Source organism: Dyadobacter sp. HNCC25DJ185, assembly GCF_056895195.1.
This window is the reverse complement of the sequence record NZ_JBXHAR010000008.1, coordinates 380,843-400,814: the sequence shown is the minus strand read 5'-3', so window position 1 is coordinate 400,814 and position 19,972 is coordinate 380,843. Positions and strand designations below refer to the sequence as shown.

Annotated in this window: 13 protein-coding genes; 7 read left to right on the top strand and 6 right to left on the bottom strand. The window is 46.0% G+C overall.

Translation table 11 applies throughout. The annotated features are described in order from the left end of the window. Nucleotides 1–3: 3 nt before the first annotated feature. Nucleotides 4–1,284 (bottom strand): type IX secretion system plug protein, encoded by a 1,281-nt coding sequence (locus AC1XUF_RS23740; RefSeq protein ID WP_483344400.1) that lies wholly within the window; start codon nucleotides 1,282–1,284, stop codon nucleotides 4–6. 97 nt (nucleotides 1,285–1,381) lie between these two features. Here AC1XUF_RS23740 and AC1XUF_RS23735 point away from each other — a divergent pair, with 97 nt between their 5' ends. Beyond that, the gene (locus AC1XUF_RS23735; protein WP_483344339.1) at nucleotides 1,382–1,969 is read left to right on the top strand and encodes a Uma2 family endonuclease; all 588 of its coding nucleotides are present in this window, start codon (nucleotides 1,382–1,384) and stop codon (nucleotides 1,967–1,969) included. A gap of 49 nt (nucleotides 1,970–2,018) precedes the next feature. On the opposite strand, the gene abc-f is transcribed toward AC1XUF_RS23735, so the two are convergent. Beyond that, complete coding sequence (gene abc-f / locus AC1XUF_RS23730; RefSeq protein ID WP_483344338.1) at nucleotides 2,019–3,965, bottom strand: ribosomal protection-like ABC-F family protein; 1,947 nt, start codon at nucleotides 3,963–3,965, stop codon at nucleotides 2,019–2,021. Between the two features lie 112 nt (nucleotides 3,966–4,077). On the opposite strand from abc-f, the gene AC1XUF_RS23725 reads away from it, so the two are divergent. The 5 genes from AC1XUF_RS23725 to AC1XUF_RS23705 all read left to right on the top strand — a co-directional run bounded on the left by AC1XUF_RS23725 (nucleotide 4,078) and on the right by AC1XUF_RS23705 (nucleotide 12,091). Then, the gene (locus AC1XUF_RS23725) at nucleotides 4,078–4,656 is read left to right on the top strand and encodes a precorrin-2 dehydrogenase/sirohydrochlorin ferrochelatase family protein (protein ID WP_483344337.1); all 579 of its coding nucleotides are present in this window, start codon (nucleotides 4,078–4,080) and stop codon (nucleotides 4,654–4,656) included. Nucleotides 4,657–4,960: 304 nt separating this feature from the next. Then, nucleotides 4,961–8,305 carry a SusC/RagA family TonB-linked outer membrane protein gene (locus AC1XUF_RS23720; RefSeq protein ID WP_483344336.1) on the top strand — a complete coding sequence of 1,115 codons (3,345 nt, stop codon included), beginning with the start codon at nucleotides 4,961–4,963 and terminating at the stop codon, nucleotides 8,303–8,305. A gap of 47 nt (nucleotides 8,306–8,352) precedes the next feature. After that, the gene (locus tag AC1XUF_RS23715) at nucleotides 8,353–9,825 is read left to right on the top strand and encodes a RagB/SusD family nutrient uptake outer membrane protein (protein WP_483344335.1); all 1,473 of its coding nucleotides are present in this window, start codon (nucleotides 8,353–8,355) and stop codon (nucleotides 9,823–9,825) included. A 34-nt stretch (nucleotides 9,826–9,859) separates the two neighbouring features. Continuing rightward, nucleotides 9,860–10,771, top strand: coding sequence for a zinc-binding metallopeptidase (locus tag AC1XUF_RS23710; protein WP_483344334.1), 912 nt, complete (start codon nucleotides 9,860–9,862; stop codon nucleotides 10,769–10,771). 9 nt (nucleotides 10,772–10,780) lie between these two features. Beyond that, complete coding sequence (locus AC1XUF_RS23705; RefSeq protein WP_483344333.1) at nucleotides 10,781–12,091, top strand: DUF4302 domain-containing protein; 1,311 nt, start codon at nucleotides 10,781–10,783, stop codon at nucleotides 12,089–12,091. A 94-nt stretch (nucleotides 12,092–12,185) separates the two neighbouring features. Here AC1XUF_RS23705 and AC1XUF_RS23700 read toward each other — a convergent pair whose 3' ends face one another. The 4 genes from AC1XUF_RS23700 to AC1XUF_RS23685 all read right to left on the bottom strand — a co-directional run bounded on the left by AC1XUF_RS23700 (nucleotide 12,186) and on the right by AC1XUF_RS23685 (nucleotide 18,916). Next, nucleotides 12,186–13,562, bottom strand: coding sequence for a RagB/SusD family nutrient uptake outer membrane protein (locus AC1XUF_RS23700; protein WP_483344332.1), 1,377 nt, complete (start codon nucleotides 13,560–13,562; stop codon nucleotides 12,186–12,188). Nucleotides 13,563–13,580: 18 nt separating this feature from the next. Next, entirely contained in the window at nucleotides 13,581–16,682 is a 3,102-nt protein-coding gene (locus AC1XUF_RS23695) for a SusC/RagA family TonB-linked outer membrane protein (protein ID WP_483344331.1), read from the bottom strand. A gap of 214 nt (nucleotides 16,683–16,896) precedes the next feature. Beyond that, nucleotides 16,897–17,676, bottom strand: a complete 780-nt coding sequence (locus tag AC1XUF_RS23690) for a glycosyltransferase family 2 protein (RefSeq protein ID WP_483344330.1) — start codon at nucleotides 17,674–17,676, stop codon at nucleotides 16,897–16,899. Beyond that, a complete protein-coding gene (locus AC1XUF_RS23685; RefSeq protein WP_483344329.1) occupies nucleotides 17,669–18,916 on the bottom strand; it encodes a glycosyltransferase family 4 protein in 1,248 nt (415 codons plus the stop codon). Before AC1XUF_RS23685 ends, AC1XUF_RS23690 begins: the two co-directional genes overlap by 8 nt. Nucleotides 18,917–19,046: 130 nt before the next feature. Here AC1XUF_RS23685 and AC1XUF_RS23680 point away from each other — a divergent pair, with 130 nt between their 5' ends. Next, entirely contained in the window at nucleotides 19,047–19,955 is a 909-nt protein-coding gene (locus tag AC1XUF_RS23680; protein WP_483344328.1) for a class I SAM-dependent methyltransferase, read from the top strand. Nucleotides 19,956–19,972 lie beyond the last annotated feature (17 nt).

The following is a 19,972-nucleotide window of genomic DNA, read 5'->3' as shown; positions in this document are numbered from 1 at the left end:
AAGTTAACGTCTTCTATTCCATTCTACGGTCCTGTATCCGATTAAAAGATCTGCCCTGCTCGCAGGCGGGCGATAGTAAACCAATATGTCGTAATCATTCTCAGTTGCAGCGTAGTTTCCCTCAATAAAAGCTTCGTCCGCTTTTTTATCTCCCCTGACTACAACATAATCATAATTAATGACGCCCTGTTTGATCAGAATTTCGACTTCATACAACCCAGTGGCTGCATTGTATGTCATGCGGTTCCTGTCATTAAGCTGCCAAAGGTTGAATGCACCGTTGACATAGAAAGTCGCATCGGGGTCTTCTTCTGTTTTTAATGTAAAAAGAACCGGCGTGTAATCTGCTTCAACACTGCCGCGTCCCGATTCGCGCTGATCCACGATGTATTGTCCATTAAAATCGTCTATTTGGATGTATGATCCGTTCGCCCTGGTCTTCCCAGGAAAGAGCGCAATACGGGTAAATTCATCTGACCTTTCCATTGCATTGATCCCATACCCGCGGCCGGAAAGCGTCCTGCTGTCGAAATAGCGAAATTCATTTCCACCCGGAAAAGTATTTTCAAGATTGAAAAAAATGTATTCCAGGACTTGGTCAAAAGGCTTGACATTGGTCGGCCTGAACCCGGATTTAGCTTGATCCCACCGAAAGTTTTTGCGTATGACCACTTTCAAATCGGTTTGGGGCGCGTTGAGCGGATACCCCTGGTAGCTCAGGGAAAAATCGATCTGCTGATCCGAAAACTGTTGCTGGATCCCCTGGGAAAAGCGCGCTTGTGCGGTAATGCTAACCCGTGATTCATAAAGCATAAATCTCCTGCTAAGGATTGGTTTCCGGTCTCTGTCCGAAAAAACATAGATGATGTAGTTGCCCGAAAGTTTCAGTTTGGGCAATTCGAAACGATAATGAAAGTAGGGAACCTTGGTACTGAAGGATTGATCGTACCTGCTGATCGGGTACTCATTGAATTCGAATGTGAATTCAATGTCATTGAGGTTTGATTTTGTCCAATCGGCATTGCAATGAATAATTTTGGCACGGTATCCGTCGAACTGGCCCGAAAGATCATCGAATTCCAGGACAAGGGGTGATGTACTCTGGAGCGGATTGATTGATGGACTGAGTAAGCGGGTTGGGGTTTCGGGATCTTCCAATGCGGGATAAAGCAGTACTGTTCTGATCTTTTCATTATAAATATAATCTTCCAACCGCAGATTTTGTGGCTGGGCATGGCAGAGGAAAGAACAGACAAGAAGGCAAACCGTCGGATAAGCACGCATAACTGTAAAAAATGTAACGTTACTTTTCATGGTAAGGTACGTATTGTTAGGAAGAGGTTTTTTGATCATCGTTACTTATTTCTAACTTACCATATTAATGACAGCACAAGCGATCAGTATGTATTCAGAGCAAGAGTATCTGGAACAGGAAAGGAAAGCCGAGTTCAAAAGCGAGTTTTCCAGGGGAGAAATCGTCGCTATGGCGGGTGCCGGGTTCAATCATAACCGGATTGTGGAGAATTTATCAGGAGAATGTTACATAGCCTTCAAAGGCAAATCCTGCCAAACATTTTCCAGCGATATGCGCCTTTACATTCCGGCAAATGGTTCGTACACCTATCCGGATCTTTTGGCACTCTGTGGACCGATTCAATTTCTGGACGAAAAGGAGGATAACATTCTCAACCCCACAAGTATATTCGAAGTATTATCACCAAATACTGCTGGCTATGACAGGGGGGAGAAATTTCATTTATACCGTTGTATTGGCACATTAAAGGAATATGTATTAATAGATTCAATGTCGCTGGCAGCTGAGGTCTGGGGAAAAAATGAGGATGGAATCTGGCAGTTGGTATCAGAGGCCTACGATCTTGCAAGCACGATAGAAATGCCCGGTATAGGCTTGTCACTGGCGATGAACGATATTTACGGTCAGACGAATAGCTTAAAATTCTCAGGATAATCTGAAACATAAAAGAGGAAATCGCCTGATCTCCTCTTTTATGTTCAGATTATTTACCCGCTAACTCCTCCACTTCCATCATCAGATTCTCCCAATCCTCTGTGCTCTGTTCCAGTTTTTGCTTGATGTCGTTGTAAAAACGCTTGACCTCTGAAAGCGCAGCGGAATCATTATAAATCTTAGGATCAGCCAGTTGTGTCTCGGTTTCTGTTTTCCTGATTTCCAGGTTATTGATGGTAGATTCCAGTTCCTCGATCTGCTTTTGCACCTTTTTCAACTTCTGAGCATCTTCATTGGAAGGCACTTTTCCATTGCTTTTGGGTACGTTATTTGTCTGGCCGCTGCCTTTCTGCGGAGGCGCGCTGCTTACGACCACTTTTTCACTCACAGCCGATTGCAGTCCTCGTTCTTCCACCCAAACCTCATATTCCTGATAAGTCCCGGGATATTCCTTAATCTCGTGGTCTTCAATGTACCAGATTTTATTTGCAATATTTTCAACAAAATACCGGTCGTGGGAAACTACAATATAACTTCCTTCATATTGCTGCAATGCCTGGATCAGGATGTTTACTGATTGCATATCCAAGTGGTTAGTCGGCTCATCGAGCAGCAGGAAATTAGCTTGGGAAAGCAACACCTTTGCCAACGCCACCCGCGATTTTTCACCTCCCGAAAGTACTTTAATCTTCTTAAATACATCGTCTCCCGTGAAAAGGAAACAGCCCAAGACTGTTCTCAGCTCCGTTTCGGTTTTATTCGGATTGGCATATTTAAGTTCCTCGATCAGGTTATGCAATACATTCAGGGATTCGAGCTGGTGCTGCGCGTAGAATGTGAACGAAACATTATGTCCCAGTCTTCTTTTTCCCTCTATCGGCTCGGTTCCCGCCACCACACGCAGTACGGTAGACTTTCCCCGGCCATTGGCACCAATCAGTGCAATTTTATCCCCCCTCTCCATACTGATATTGGTCGAATCCAGGATAACCTTATCACCATACGCTTTAGAAGCATCTTCCAGTTGGAAAACATGCCTTCCGGGCTGGGTCGTGAATTGAAAGCGGAAATGCACTTTGGCATTTTCATCGATCACTTCATCCACAACATCCATCTTATCCAGCGCTTTTACACGGCTCTGGACCTGCCGGGATTTGGTCGCTTTGGCCTTAAAGCGCTCAATAAACCTCTCGGTCTGGCGGATTTTGGCCTGCTGGTTCTCATAAGCGCCACGTTGGATATCATTACGCAGCGCTTTTTCTTCAATATAATAAGAATAATTTCCAGCATAGTAATTCAGTTTTCCGCCCGAAACTTCAACCGTTGTATCAATTGTATTATCAAGAAACTGCCGGTCGTGGGAAACTACAATCACTGCACCTTCGTAATTCTGCACATATTTCTCCACCCACTGGATCGAGGGTAAGTCGAGGTGGTTGGTGGGCTCATCGAGCATAAGTAAAGCAGGTTTTTGCAAAAGCAGTTTTGCAAGCATGACCCTCATTCTCCACCCCCCCGAAAACAATCGAAGAGGCTGATGCAGATCGGCTGTCGAAAAGCCCAATCCTTCAAGAATAGCTTCTGCCTTGGATTGTACAGAATAGCCGTCCAATGCTTCGAACTCGTCCTGTACCTTCGCAAGCTTATCTACAAGTGCGTCGGTGTAGTTATGCTCCATGTCGTGCAGGATCTTGTCAATTTGCACCTGAAGAATATTTTGTCTTTCAAAAGCCTGCATGGCGACGGAAAGTATGGAATCGTCGCTCTGGTAAGAAAGTAAATCCTGGTTAAGGAAGCCAATTGTGCAATCTCCTGACTTGGAGATGTGGCCGCCGTCGGGTTGGAACTCGCCATTGATCATCCTGAGCAATGTAGATTTTCCGGTGCCGTTCAGGCCAATCAGGCCAATTTTTTGTTTCGGCTTTATATGCAGCGATGCACTGTCGTAAAGTGCGCGGTCGCCTAAAAAATAACTGAGGTTCGTAATCGCGATCATAAACACAAAGGTACAGGGAAAGAAGGAGATAGTAAAAGTGCAATTGTTGGAATAGTTATAAAATGCCTTGCATTACCCGAGGATGTTCCGAGATTTGACGTAAATTTGAGATATGAACGAGCTGTTCCCCATCTTTATTAAATTGGAAAACCTCCAAACTTTAATCGTTGGAGGTGGTTACGTGGGATTGGAAAAAATGACGGCGGTTTTGGAAAATTCACCTGCAGCTAACGTGACGCTTGTTTCTCCTGAAATCCGTTCGGAAATTAGGGACATTGCTCAAAGCAATTCACGAATTAATCTAATTGAGCGAAAATTTCTGGATGAGGATTTAATTAAAAAGGACCTGATCCTGGTTGCTACAAATGATCAAGAAGAAAACAAAAGGATCTCTGCACTTGCCAGGGAACAGCATTTGCTGACCAACGTCGCCGATACGCCCGCCATTTGCGACTTTTATCTTTCTTCGGTAGTTAGAAAAGGCAATCTGAAGGTAGCTATCTCGACCAATGGAATGTCCCCGACTTTGGCCAAAAGATTGAAAGAGGTGCTTGGCGAAGCACTTCCGGATAACCTGGAAACTGCCATGGAACAGCTAAAGGCGGTAAGGGATATGTTAAAGGGCGATTTCTCCAGTAAAGTTGACGAGCTCAACCGCATCACTGCTGTGCTGACAGAAAAGAAGCGTTAAATTGAATAAAACGCCAGAAAATGGTCAAACACCGGTATTCGGATCACAATAAAAAGTGCCCTAACATGTTTTAGTAGAAATAATTGCTTAAAATTATCCACACCCCTCCACATCAGTCATTATTCGTGCGTATTTGAATTGCTGATTTCCTGATTTTCTGAATTCATTTAAAATTTTTGACAGGCGTTGTCAGTAATAAAATGTTTTCGTTTTTTGCTTCTATAATGCGTATTATTGAAATCATTAATTTTTAAAACCGCTCTGCGGGTCCCTTTCATTTTGATTTAGACTTATACTCAGATATATGAATCTTTTCTACCGGATCAGTGGCCAGAGTTGGCGCTTTGTATTGCTTCTTGCTATCCTATTCTTATCTGTGCCCTCCTCATTTGCTGCAATTGCTGATATTGACGTCAGGGGCGTTGTGAAAAGCAGTACCGGTGAAATGCTTATCGGTTCCACCATACGGGTCAAAGGCATTCAAAAGGGGACCGTAACCAACGAGAAAGGCGAGTTTGTGCTGACAGGTGTTAGTGAAGGTGCAACATTGGTGGTCACTATGATCGGATTTCTTCCTAAGGAGGTCAAAGCTGCCCGGAGCCTTAGTATCGAATTGATCGAGGATGCGGTTGGATTGCAGGATGTGGTTGTAACAGGGTTTCAGCAGATTGACAAAGATAAGTTTACAGGCTCGGCAGTTACATTAAAGACTGACGATGTGAAAATCGACGGTTTGCCAGATGTAAGTCGTATGTTGGAAGGCCGGGCTGCTGGGGTTTCCATCCAAAACGTTTCGGGAACATTTGGGGCTGCACCTAAGATCCGGATCCGGGGTGCCACTTCTTTGAACGGAGATAACAAACCGTTGTGGGTCATTGACGGGGTTGTCCAGGAAGATATCGTGAATATTTCCAATGACCAGCTTTCCAGCGGAGACCCTACTACTTTACTTGGCTCGGCGGTTGCAGGACTTAACCCGAACGACATCGAGACCTTCGACATTCTGAAGGACGCCGCTGCTGCGGCTTTGTACGGTGCAAGGGCTATGAACGGTGTAATCGTTATCACGACCAAGAAGGGAAAAAGCGGCAAGCCCACTATTGCTTATTCAGGAAATTTCAGTACCCAGCTCACCCCTTCCTATAACAATTTCAACATCATGAATTCCGCCCAGCAGATGTCAGTCCTGGGTGAGCTGGAACGTAAGGGTTATCTCACTTCTGATATCCTCTCGAAGCCGGATTTCGGGGTTTACGGAAAATATTACAATTCATTAAATGGGGATAGCGAAGGCAATTTTCCTCTTGCCAATACGCAGGAAGCCAAAAAGAATTTTTTGATGCGTTATGCGAAGGCCAATACCGACTGGTTCGACGTTCTTTTTAAGCAGAATTTTATTCAGGAACATTCACTGAGCATTTCTTTCGGGACTGATAAATCAAATTCCTATGCATCAGTGAGTTATCTTAATGATAATGGTTGGACTATTGCGGACAAAGTCAAACGTTACACATTCAATTTCAAGAATACTTACCAGGTGTCGAACAAAGTGAGCATCGGCATCTCAACGCTGGCATCCGTGAGAAGGCAGCAGGCGCCTGGTTCGCTGAGCAGGAGAAGCAACCCTGTCGAAGGAAAATATGACCGGGATTTTGATATCAATCCATTCAGCTATGCGCTGAACACCAGCCGGACGTTAACAGCTTACGACGAGAACGGGAACCTCGAATATTTCAGAAGAAATTTTGCCCCTTTCAACATTGTCTCGGAGCTGGCGAACAACAAAATCAACCTTACCCTCGCCGACATTAAATTGCAGGGTAATCTTTCCTATAAATTCGCCGACCATCTTACTTATGATTTTATTGGTGCTCTCCGGTACATTCAGACCGGTCGGGAACATCAGATTACGGAAAATAGCAACATGGCCAATGCATATCGGGCCGCCGATAATTCGACCATCGCATTGGCTAATAAATACCTCTATACCGATCCCGACGTCCCCAATGCCTACCCGGTAGTAGTGCTCCCAAGCGGTGGTTTTTATAACCGAAATGAAGATCAGATGATGTTCTACAATGTTCGGAATAACCTGCGCTACAACCAGAAATTTGCAAACCGGCATGTCGTAGATCTTTTGGTGGGCCAGGAAATTAAATATACCAATCGCCAGAATTCCAATAATACAGGTTACGGCTTTCAGTACGACCAGGGTGGCACGCCATTCGTAGATTACCGGATTTTAAAGCAGACGATTGAAAGTAACTTTCAGTACTATGGAATGCGTATGGACTATGAGCGTTTTGCGGCATTTTATGGAAGTGCCGGATATACGCTCGACGATAAATACAATTTTACGGGTTACATCAGATATGATGGTTCCAACAGCTTTGGTAAGTCTGCCATTGCCAGATGGTTACCAACGTATACAGTAGCAGGGTCGTGGAATTTTGATCGGGAAGATTTCATGAAGGGTTTTAAATGGCTGAGTATGGGCCGCTTGCGTGCCAGCTACGGACTTTCTGCCGATACCGGCCCCGCTACGAACTCGGCGGTTTTGTTCCAAAGTATTATCACTCGCAGACCGATCGCCGACGAAAAGGAATCCGCCATTCAGCTCGCCTCCCTTCAGAATACGGAACTGACCTGGGAAAAACTATACAGCGGAAATGTGGGTCTCGATCTTGGGCTTTTTGCAAACCGGATCAACATTACGACCGACGGCTACATCAGGAACAGCTTTGATCTGATCGACCAGATCAAGACGTCAGGTATTGGCGGGCAGATTTATAAAGTGGCTAATTACGCCGATATGCAATCCTATGGTATTGATTTTTCCATCGATGGTGTGCTTTACAAAAACAGGGACTGGGACTTCCGGTCAAGAATCACGGTCGGTTATGCCAGGACGATGATCACCAATGTCGATAATAATCCGGGGATTTTTGACCTCGTTAAGGCTGAGGGCGCAAATGTGAAAGGCAAGCCGGTAAGAAGCCTTTTCTCAATCGACTACAATTCGCTGAACCCCAAAACGGGTGTGCCTATTTTCGTGAATGAAAATGGTGAGGTAAGTTCCGATGTGTATCTGCAGGATCAAAATGTAAGTTACCTCAAATATGAGGGGCCAGTTGATCCGCCGTTCACAGGCGGTTTTAACAATACTCTTACCTACAAGGATGTTTCCCTGAACATTTTCTTCACCTATCAGGCAGGGAACAAAATCCGGCTTAATCCGCTTTACAAAGGAACTTTCAGTGATTTGGATGCAATGCCTAAGGAATTTCTGGATCGCTGGGTACTTCCCGGAGACGAGAAAACAACGGCAGTACCTTCCATTGCAGATAAGCTTGAGCAGCAATACCTGGTGGGTACTTATCCTTATAACATTTACAATTATTCGACCGAGCGTGTGGCCAAAGGTGATTTTATAAGGCTGAAGTCGATTTCCCTTGCCTATAAAGTTCCGTTTGTTATTGCTTCTAAATATGGATTTAAAGGGGCGAGCATTCAGTTATCTTCCATCAACCCCTGGCTCATCTATTCCGATGCAAAATTGAAAGGGCAGGATCCCGAATTCTTTAATTCGGGTGGGGTAGCACAGCCTATACAGAAGCAGTTTACTGTTGCCATTAAACTGACATTATAATGAGGGGAACGGTCATTTTTAGCATGAATATATTACAGCGCTTTCGTATGAGTAAGTTAAATATCATTCAACGCATTCTCCTGATCCTGCCTGTGCTGACATTGGCGGGTTGTGAGGATTTCCTTTCCACCGAACCAGATAGTACCAGGGCGTCGATCAACACACCCAAACAGGTTTCCCAATTGCTTACTACCGCATATCCGCAGGCAGGCTATGTAGTTTTCTCGGAGGCTATGAGCGATAACGTGGCTGACAAGGGCATTGGGACGGATGATAAAACTAATCGCTTTTCTTTCCTTTTTGAAGTGGTTGAAGCCACGGTAGACCAGCAGGATTCACCGGATTCCTATTGGGCTGAATGTTATCGTGCAGTATCCGTCGCCAACGAGGCATTGAGCATCATCAGCAAAACGACTGACCCGTCTCAATATAGCGCCCAGAAAGGGGAGGCTCTGCTGGCAAGAGCTTACGCACATTTTATGCTGGTTAATTTTTTCTGCAAATTTTACGATCCCGCACAGCCCAATACAGAGCCCGGTATCCCCTACGTTACTGAACCGGAGGATGTCGTAATCAAAAAATACGAAAGAAAAACAGTGGCCTACGTATATGAAATGATCGAAAAGGATCTGCTGGAGGGCCTGCCTTTGATCAGCGACGGGTCGTATACAGTGCCTAAATATCATTTCAACCGCGCGGCCGCGAATGCATTTGCCAGCCGGTTTTATCTGGTCAAGAAAGATTATGCAAAAGTTTTGCAATACGCCAATGCAGTTTTTCCGGGCGGGAATATGGGTGAAAATCTGAGGCCTTGGAATACAGTGTATGCAGGGCTGTCTCCGCAGGAGCTTTATAATACCTATGCCAGGGCAAGCCAAAATGCAAACCTGATGCTAGTAGAGACATCTTCAACCTACGGCCGGTATGTGGCGAGTTACCGCTATGGGATGAATTACAGAAAATGGCAGGAGGTTTCCGCAGGAGACGGAATCATCGGCGGATCGGCCAGTTGGGCATTTCCATTGTACACCCAAGGAGACAATAACTATTTGATCCCTAAATTGAGCGAGTATTTTGTGAGAGAGTCTGTCAATGCGGAAATCGGTTATCCGTATGTAATGCTTCCGATATTTACGGCTGAGGAAGTGCTTTTCAACCGCGCAGAGGCGAATGCGTACCTGAATAATACTGCAGCCTCGCTGAGCGATCTTAACTTGTTTGTAAGCAAGAGAGTGAGCAACTATGACGCTACAACGGACGTAGTTACAGCCAACAGCATGAGCCGGTATTTTGGAACATCAAATCTGAGGAATAACATTATCAACACAGTTTTGGCTTTCAAACGCGTGGAATTTGTGCAGGAGGGGATGAGGTGGTTTGATATTCAAAGGTATGGGCTTACGGTCCAGCATACAACCAGTGCAGGGGTGGTCATCACGGTTCCGGCCGCCGATCCCCGGAGAATTTTACAGATCCCACAATCGGCAACGATTTCCGGTATTGAACAAAATAGCAGGTAGTGATCTTTTTTCGATGAAGATAATGACAGGATCTATGAATAAAATATTAATCGCAGTACTTCTCCTGGGCGTAGTACTCAGCTCGTGCAAAGAAGAAAAGATAGGGGAAATAGAAGATATTCCTGGCTTAGGTGGCGATACCTGGACACCCGGTCCCGTAGACAAATGGATCCTGGACAGTCTTACGACGCCGTATAACATTTCGGCAAAATATAAATGGGACCAGTTTGAATTTTCCAATATCACCAAAACGCTTGTCCCGCCAGATGAAGCACAGGTGATACCGTTATTGAGTACCATCAAAAAGGCATGGACTGTTCCATATGTGCAGGAAGCTGGTGCCGTTTTTTATAACCGTTATTCTCCGAAATTTTTTATCCTGTCTGGAAGCAATGAATATAATGCAGAGGGGTCTGTTACATTGGGAACAGCAGAAGGGGGCCGGAAGGTGGTATTGTACGGTGTGAATCTGTTCAAAATAAAGGGTATGGCCGGGTATAATGCGGCCGAAGATTCGTCATTTGTCAAGCTTTGGTTTTTACACACCATTCACCATGAGTTTGGGCACATCCTGCACCAGACTGTTCTTTATCCGGTAGAATTCAAAAATGTAACCAAGTCGCTTTACCAAGGTGGAAACTGGATCAACTGGTCGGATGAAGACGCACGGAGGGACGGCTTTGTAACGGCATATAGTTCGCTGAACTTTGATGAGGATTTTGTTGAAATGATTGCCATGATGCTTACAGAGGGCAAAGTCGGCTTCGACAAAATCGTTAATTCGATTCCCGAAGGCACAAGCCCGAGAGGCATTACCAAAGCGCAGGCACAGGCTTCACTGAGACAAAAAGAGGCAATCGTTGTGGCATATTATAAGAACACCTGGAAAATAGATTTTTACAGCCTGCAAAATCGGGTCAGGGCATCGATGAACAAACTTTTTTGAAAATATTAGATGAAGAATTCCATTTTATATCTTTTCCTGCTGGCTGGCGCTTTTTTTTCCTGTGAAAATAAAGATGACACTGTTTTTGAAGAAAGCGCCGACGCCCGGCTCAATGCAGCGCTGGCTTCGTACGAGAAACAATTGGTGGAGTCGCCATACGGCTGGAATGCGGTTATCTATCCCAATGGTGGGGGGAGCTACGGGTTTCATTTCAAATTTAATGACCAAAACAGGGTCGTGATGTACTCCGACTTTGCCGACGCTTCGGCGGCGACCGCAAAGGAAAGCAGCTATCGCCTGAAAGCAGTCCAGACTCCTGTTTTGATCTTCGATACCTATTCTTACCTGCACGTTTTGTCAGATCCGGATGAAGAGGTAAATGGCGGTGTGCGGGGCGAAGGATTAAAGTCTGATTTCGAATTCAGCATTTTTCCCGATTCTGTTAAAGCGGAAACGATTACTTTGGTCGGGACAAAAAATCAGAGTAAGCTGGTATTGACAAAGGCGACGGAGGCACAGGCAACAGCTTATTCGAGCGGGAATGTTGCCAAAGGGCTGCTTTTCAATAACATCTCGAAAATTCAGACCTATTTCAAACGGATTACGCTGGGTAATGCTACTTACGAAATCACAGTAAGCAAAGAATCCAGGACGATCAAACTAGCCTGGCTGTCGGGGTCGACGCCTAAAACTTTTACAACAGAATATTACTTTGGCCCGGCTGGTCTTACGTTTGTCACGCCATTGGTGAACGGATCCCAAACCCTTACCGGTTTCAGCAACTTTTCGTGGAATGAAAATACGGTGCAGCTGGGTTTCTCGGGTGGGGGCAGCAGTGGTATCGTGCAAACGGCAATCAAGCCATTGGTGGTTGATCTCGCGGCATCCAAAAGATGGTGGCAGAAGCCAATTGATTCAGGTGGGGAATGGAGGACATTGGATGCTTTCCATGTCAATGGGGTGGACGACGCGTTCGGAGTTAAAGACCTGAAATTTGGAGAGGACGAATATGCGTTTTATGTTTATCAGCCGGGAGCTAATGCAAGGTACGACTTGTTTGCACCTGTTTTTTATTCAGTGACGGACAATGCGCTGAGCATCGACTATGCACATGCTCCGGCTGTTCCGACTTTTGTTTCGGATGGAAGGGTGATATTTTCGCCATACGGAACCCTTGGGCCGGTCCCGGCTACCGGTCCGGCTGTTAATTCAGCTAATCTTCTTTTCGATACCAGCGGTTTTTATTTGATCCAGACCTCAGAGTCCACCTATGATATGGTAAGCGCGAAAGATGCAAAAGCCTGGATCAGCTGGCAATAAACGGTAAACTAAAATTAGGGCAGTCGTGATTGGCTAAGACAAAAAAACACTTCCGGCGTCCGGAAGTGTTTTTTTATGCAATGATATTTGTAATCTAGTTATATCCTTCATTTTGCACCAATGCCTTATTCACGTCTGTTTCCCTTTGCGGTATCGGCATGATGAGCTTCGGTGAATTATAGACCAGCGTGCCCACATTGGATTTGGTGCGTTTCAAGTCATGAAGCATGTGGCCTTCGAATGCAAGCTCCAGGTGACGCTCCTTAAGGATCGATGCAAGGGTAACGGATGTGGCGGCCGGCAGCTTTGATCTGGTCCTGATGGCATTGATATCCGCCAGCGGCGTCGCTCCCACACTGGTGCCCAACCTGAAATTGGCTTCTGCGCGGGTCAGGTACATCTCAGCAAGCCTGAATTGCAGCACATTGCCGAATTGATCCAGGTGTTTCTGCGTAAATGTATTGTTGGTTGGCGTCACAAAAAATGCACCTCTAGCGTCGCCAGCCTCATACAATGCTCTGTGTTTTGGCAAAATCCGGATATCCCCTCGACCGGCTGTACCCGGGATTGAGCTCACTGTGGTACCGAAGAATGTGTTCATATCATTCGTTCCGTCCTGCTGGGTCACGATCATCGAGAAGATATATTCCTCAGGATTGGCGCCTGCATTGTCCAGGAATGTATAGAACAAAGATTCGAATGTCGGGTTCAAAGTAAAAGCACCTGACTCGATAATGCTGTTGGCTTCGTCCCTGGCCGCTGCAAAATTGGATTGCATCAGATAGATCCTCGAAAGCTGGGCAGACGCTGCGTATTTGTTTGCATAAATCGTGTTTTCCTCCGGAAGCAAGGATTTTGCGGCAGTCAGGTCTTCAATCGCCTGTGCATAAACTTCCGCCACAGAATTACGGGGCACATCGTCCTCGTCAGTTACGCTACGGGTGGGTTTCAACACAATCGGAACGCCAGGATTTGTGGCATTGTCGCCATCGCCCCAGGTCTTGGCGTACATGCGCACAAGGTCAAAATAGAGCGAGCCGCGGATGAACCGAGCCTCTCCTTCTATGCGTTCTTTTTTATCTGCGTCTACGATATCGAGTGCAGAAAGCACATTGTTACAACGGTTGATAGCCACATAGGAGCCTTGCCAGGTGGCGAGGGCAGTAGCATTGGCCGTTGTCATTTGCTTGTTGTACATTTCCAGGAGGTTCTGGAAAGTACCCCCAAAGCCGAGCTCGTCGCTGTTACCCAATAATTCGGAAGAATACTGGAATCCGCCTCCGTAAACATCGGGATCCTGCAAGCCGTCGTAGCAGCCGATTAATGTTACTTCCACGTCACGCGAAGTAGCCAGGGCAGCGTTTTCGTCAATACTCTGCGTTGGTGCAACATCAAGCTTGCTATCGCAACCGCTCATTAAAAATAGTCCGGCGGAAAGCGCCAGGGCATATATAGATAAGTTCTTTTTCATAGTTCTGATTAGATTGGCTTAGAAACCGATATTGATACCAACAAGCAAAGTGCGGGGCTGAGGAGCGGTATAGAAGTCATTTCCCAAAGCAAATTTTAAATCCTTCGCACTCAGGTCATCCGTGTTTACTTCCGGGTCCCAACCTTTATAATTGGTAAATGTCGCCAGGTTCAAAGCGGAGGCATAAACCCTGATACGGTCCATTTTGATCTTTTTCAGAAGGCTTGACGGTAATGTATAGCCTAATGTCAAACTGCGCAGACGGAGATAAGAGCCGTTCAAAATATACCGTGAAGAAGCCTGGTTGCCATTTCCGCGGTAAAAACGAGCCTCAGGAACATCTGTGTTCGGATTTTCAGGTGTCCATGCATTCATCTGGTCGGCAGTCTGGTTATCCTCGTAAATACCGTTGGCGGAAGAATACTGGCCAACACCGTAAAAATTGATCTTGTTTCCGCTTACGCCATTGAAGAACACATTTAGATCAATGCCTTTGAAAGAGAACGTGTTTGTAATACCACCTACAAATTTCGGGTTCGGATTTCCGGCCACTACTCTCTGTGCGCTGTTGTATCCGCTGTTGGTCACTGTGCTGCGGTCCAGTGAACCGTCGGTACCTTTTGTGTTTTTGTAAAACAGCGCATCCCCGTTTGCAGGATCTACGCCCGCATATTCAACCGTGTAAAACACGCCCACAGGCTGGCCTTCCATTACGCGGCTCATGCTGCGGATACCGCCTTCAATGATCTGTCCCTGGATATCGACCACTTTGTTTTTATTGGTCGCAATGTTGAAGGAAGTGTTCCATTTTAATGCACCTACCAGGTTTTGTGTATTGATGACAAATTCCCACCCTTTGTTTTCCAGCTTACCAACGTTCGCGAACTGTGATGCGAAGCCAGTAGTGGACGGAACGTTCACTTCAAGGAGCAGACCATTGGTTTTCTTTACATAGTAATCGATCTCTCCATTGATCCGGTTGCTGAACAAGCCAAAATCAACACCAAAGTCCGTTTGCTTGGTTGTTTCCCATTTCAGGTTAGGGTTACCAAGCTGTGAAGGACGCTGCCCTGCCTGGCCGGCATAGCCTGCGTCGCCCGAGAACAGTCCCAGTTGAGGGAAATCCCCGATTTCGGAGTTACCCGTAGAACCAATGCTTCCACGTAGTTTCAGGAAACTCAGAGTGCTGTTATTTTTAAGAAAATTCTCTTCTGTCAGTACCCAGCCTGCGGAAACAGATGGGAAGAAACCGTAGCGGGAATTAACACCGAAACGGGAGGAACCGTCGATCCTTGCGCTGGCCGAAAGCAGGTATTTGTCAGAAAACTTATAGTTCAAACGCAGGAAATAGGAGAGGAACCGGAAGTTGGTCTCGCTTGAACTACCGCCTGATTTAGTCGCAGCGCTGGCAATTTTCTTGTAGGAATCGGATGGAAACTGGGTTCCTTCTATAAAACTGAACTTGCTTTGTGATTGCTGATACGACATACCCAATGTTCCGCTGATCGTATGCGGGCCAAACGCCTTGTCGTAAGAGAAGAAGTTGTTGGTATTGTAGTTGGTCACGAATGTACTATAGTTGTTGCCCAAACCGCTGCTGGCCGTACTCACATTTCTTACATTCTGGCTTTGATAATAACCTTCTTCATTCTGGTTCAGAAGGTCTACACCCAGTTCGCTTCGGAATTTAAGCTCCGGCGTAAAATTGATCTGTGCAAATGCATTCGTCAGGTTACGGAAAGAAGTTGCCACAAAGCTCGCATAGTTGATGGAGATCAGCGGGTTGAAGTACAGCGGTACGTTTACATCCCCGGGAGGTGTTCCTGTCGGCAAGCCGGTACTAGGATCTGTAAATGGGGTCAGCGGTGTCAAGGCGGCCATCTGAACCGGGTTTGAGAAGGCATTGTCGCCCGGCAAACGATGGTTAATTGTTCTTGCCAATCCCATCGACAGGCCGATCTGCAACCATTTGTAAGCCTGGTGATCCAGGTTCATACGCGTCGAAACGCGGTTCAGCTTGTTTCCGACCAATGTTCCTGTCTGGTCCAGATACTGTCCCGAAAGGAAAAATTTCGTCTTTTCATTTCCTCCGTTTAGCTGGAAATCCAACTGCTGCATCGGGCCTTTCTGGAACGCCTGATCCTGCCACAAATATTCTTTCTGGTTTGGCGTGTTGTAAGTTCCTAAGCTATAATAATCCAGGAAACCACCTGCTCCCAGCATATATTGCGTGTAAGAATCCGGGTCGGAAGGATCGGTACCGTCGATTCTGTCGCGGTTATTGGCGGCCATTGTATAAAACTTGACATACTGCTCGGCATTCAGGAAGTCAACTCTTCTCGTGGCCTCGGACGAGCCAATCTGATAGTTAACGCTCACATTGGTTTTTCCTGCCTTACCTCGCTTGGTGGTGATCAGTACAACGCCATTTGCGGCGCGGGAACCGTAAATAGCGCCTGCGGAGGCATCCTTCAGGATCTCGATGGACTCAATGTCATTGGAATTGATATCTGCGAGCGGGTTTGTGGCACCACCGTTATTACTCAGGTCGGCTGTGGTAATCGGCATACCGTCTACCACATACAATGGCTGGCTGCTGGCGCTGATAGAGGAATTTCCCCTGATCCGGACGTTAATGGCCTGTCCCAATTTCCCCGATCCACCGTTTACATACACACCTGCCGCCCTGCCCTGCAAGGCAGCATCGACACTCGCCAATGGCATATTCTGGATCTCACTGCCTTTTACCTGGGCGATATTGCCCGTCAGGTCGCGTTTGATCTGTGATCCATACCCGGTAACTACGATTTCGTTCAGACTGCGCGTGTCGCTCGAGAGTTTCACACTGAGGACCGTCTGATTTCCCACAGTGATTTCCTGCGCCACCATTCCCACAAAGCTAAATACCAATACGGATGTTGATGAAGGGACGCTGATGGCAAAGTTGCCGTCTGCGTCAGTTTGTGTTCCGGTCGTTGACCCTTTCAACTGGACAGATGCGCCCGGCAGGGATGAGCCATCGTCCGTTGTTACTTTTCCGGTGATTCGCATGTCTTGTCCGTTTGCTGACAACCAGGTCACCATGCAGAAGAAGAATGCTAAAAGCAAAGATTTGTTCATAAACTGCTAGTTTGGTTAATTCGAAGTTTTCTAAAACAAATATATGCTTATTGCTATGACAGCCAAATTATATTACGAATTATTTCACTATGCCTGTGATAGAATTTTGATACTATTTTCAGAAAATTATTAATTTTCCTGATATAGCTTCGTAGAATGCCGTCTTTTTTGAGGGCTATAGGAGGAAATAAAATAAACTGTAAATTGGATTTTTCTACCAATATCGGCCTTTTCGAAGCCTGAACACAACACTCCGGAGAACGATCCGAAAATGATTCAGAATTGTAGCCGGAAGACCAAAATGTTTCCTGAGAACCGAAAAGCGGTCAAGTAGGGATTTGCGATGGTTTTGGACTGATAAGCCGCCCATCAAATATTTACATAGAATAAAAGAAAGAAACCTCACCTGACTGGCGGATTTAAGACTGACTATCTCCCAATCGATATCGGCGCTCAGATTCCCTGTGTCATAGACAGGGGCAATTTCCCGCTTCACTAAAAAGGCCTGATGGCAGACTTTCATGCCCAATGCGAAGTCCTGCCATTTCAAATGATGAGGAAGCCGATGGGGCGTTGAGGCGCTTCTCAGTCCCACTTCGCTACCGTCGTCCCGAACAAGCATGGCGTCGCTGTAGTAGACATCCGATCCTTTTTTCAATTCGGGCAGGAGGTTAAGCAGCACATTCTCGTCGTACAGTTCATCCCCGGCATTCAAAAACCACACATATTTCCCGGTGGACAGCCTGATCCCTTTATTCATTGCATCATAAAGCCCGGTATCCTTCTCTGAGAATACTTTTGTAATGATGTTCTTATATCCCTCAGCCAGGCGAAGTGTGCCGTCGCTGGATTTACCGTCAACAATTAAATATTCTATTTCTGATGGATCGGGTAGTTTGCATACTGCAATTCTGACACTCCGCAAGGTCCGCTCCAGAAAGCGTTCTGCATTATAGGTAACCGTTATAATTGTGACAAGCGGGCGGCTATCCATTTAGCAACGACTGGTAAAGTTTGGCGTATTGGTTTGTAATCACATCTTCCGAGTAACAACGTAACACCTTTTCCCTTGCATTTGCAGAAAGGGACTTGTGATTGTTATTTGTTAAAATCCACCTGACACCTTCTGCCAGGGATTCAGAGGAATTTGTCTTTGCCACAAATCCGTTTATTTGATGATCAATCATTTCGGGAATGCCGCCGGTTGCAAAGCCTGCCGCCGGTATGCCGCAAGCCATTGCTTCCATGATGGTATTGGGCAGATTATCCTCCAAAGATGGGACCAGGATCATATCGGCAGCATTGTAGGCGTTTACCATTTCTTCTGCCGTCGTAATTTTTCCTAGATAATGAACAGGTACGGGAAAATTTTTAAATGCCTGTGGATTCGCTTTCCCGATGATCAGCACTTCCGCACTGGCGGAATCTCGTAGCAGCCTCATAGCTTCTCTGAAATAAATGAAGCCTTTCCGCGGATCCTGGGTATTTGCGCCTGCGAAGAGGATTAGCTTTTTGTCCGCGGGTAAGCCGAGCCGAACCCTGATTTCGGCTTGATTCAAAGGCTTGAAAAGGGACGTGTCAATACAGTTAGGGATACACTGCGAGTTTAGCTGATGCGCAAGGCCTGCAGTCTTTACAATTTTGTCGAGCCATAGGCTGGGAGATATAAGTGCGAGCCTGGGAAGGGCATATAGCTGCTTTTTGATCTCAAATTGTGAAAATGAAATATCATACCGATCAGGGCTAGCCAAAAAAGGGCAGTAGGCACAGTGGGAAAGGTAACGATCGCAGCCGCGACTGTAATGGCAACCACCGGTAATGGTCCACATATCATGGAGGGTCCAGACTATTGGTTTTCCCAGCAAAAATAATTTCTGCAATGAGGATAGGGACAAAAAGCCAAAATTGATCCAATGCAAATGAATAACCTGTGCTTTTTGAACAAGCGGATGCATGCTGATATCCGCACCAACCTGGGCGGGCGAAAAAGCAAACCTGACTGTCTTGTCTTTTTCCTGCGGCAGGAAGTATAACCGTTCTGCAACAAACCGGCCCCATGCTTTTCTGATACCCCATTTTGTGGTCGCCAGGGCAGCTACATTTTTTTCGTTATCCTGAGTTACGGGTACCAGCATATGCGACTCAATGCCAGCCTTCAACAATGCCCGGTGCAGCCTGGTCGCCGCAACGCCCGCGCCCCCTTCCAAATGAAATGTACTTAAATGAAGTACCATGTAATTGCCTGTTGATGTCTGTATTTCGAAGGTGATACCGGGTTATCCGGGTAAAATTAATAGTTATGCGGTTAAATAATTTTTATTCGTTCAAACTATCTTTATCCGAAAAATAAGCAACCCAGGAACGATGTCTAACGAAAAGCGGAGCCACGAGGCACATTCTGAATGGTATGAAGTGCAATACGCAACCAAAGAGGCGAAGGACCACGCGATTGAGTTATGGGAGTATGATCAGGAACATAAGACCATTAATAATTGGATTCATCAGCGCCAGCTGGATCTTACAAAGCCTTTCGTGAGCCAACAAAAATCATGGCTTACGGTAGGCGATGGCTATGGGTTCGATGCCAATTATTTTTTCAGAAAGGGCCTGGATGTAACAGCTACTGACATTTCCGGCACCTTTCTTCCTCTTTCCAAGTCACGCGGTTTCCTGGAAAAATACTCGGTCGAAAATGTTGAAAAACTGAGCTTTGCGGACAACAGTTTTGACTACGTTTTTTGCAAGGAAGCTTATCACCATTTTCCACGACCTTACCTGGGCGTGTATGAAATGCTTCGCGTGGCAAAAGAAGCAGTCATTCTGGTAGAGCCACACGATCCCATCTCGAAAATGCCTTTTTTGCTGGCTTTAAGGAATATTTTTGACCGTTGGGACACGTCCCTTTTACAGAAATACTGGAAAAACAGATATTCTTTCGAAGAGGTGGGCAATTATGTTTTTAAGCTCTCTGAGCGGGAAATGGACAAGCTCGCCAATGGTATGGGGCTGCCTGCAGTGGCATTCAAGGGGATTAACAACAACTATTATCATCCCTCTTATAGCAGAGAAAAGGCAGACAATTCTTCGGAAGCATTTCGGAAAATTAGCAGGAAGCTCGCTTTCCATAATTTTCTGACACGTTTTTCATTGATGCCTGCGCAAGTTTTATGTGCGGTTATCTTCAAAAAAATGCCTTCCGGCACTGTCATCGAGGAGATGAAAAAGGAAGGTTTTCAGGTACATATTTTTCCGCCGAACCCCTATGCCGGGTAGGCGTCGCTCAATTTCCT